Source organism: Pseudomonas sp. SIMBA_041, from assembly GCF_046535095.1.
Classification (GTDB): domain Bacteria; phylum Pseudomonadota; class Gammaproteobacteria; order Pseudomonadales; family Pseudomonadaceae; genus Aquipseudomonas; species Aquipseudomonas mucoides.
The window spans coordinates 1-259 of the sequence record NZ_JAWRXJ010000507.1 but is presented as its reverse complement, the minus strand read 5'-3'; the positions used below and the strand labels follow the sequence as shown (position 1 = coordinate 259).

General features: G+C 52.5%; 1 protein-coding gene. It reads left to right on the top strand.

The window, feature by feature from the left end; translation table 11 throughout:
- On the top strand, positions 1 to 184 hold a 184-nt coding region (locus SB725_RS32115), incomplete at its 5' end, for a hypothetical protein (protein WP_410923527.1).
- Positions 185 to 259: the final 75 nt, after the last annotated feature.

The following is a 259-nucleotide window of genomic DNA, read 5'->3' as shown; positions in this document are numbered from 1 at the left end:
ATGTCGTGAATGTAAGTACGCGTTTGCCTGGTGCCAGGAGTGTGGCATCTACATGGAGATCCCATTTGACAGTCACGCCGAATGTACCTGTGGACATCTTTGGGCGAGTAAAAGCGACGGGGTAAATTTGACGCTGGTTGAAGAAAGAACGGATGGCAAGTCACATTCCGGAGAGCAAGAGTGACAACTCAACACCACGACTGGCTCTCGCTGATCGAGATTTCCGGGCCGTTCCTCGCCATTCCCGTTCTGGAGGAAG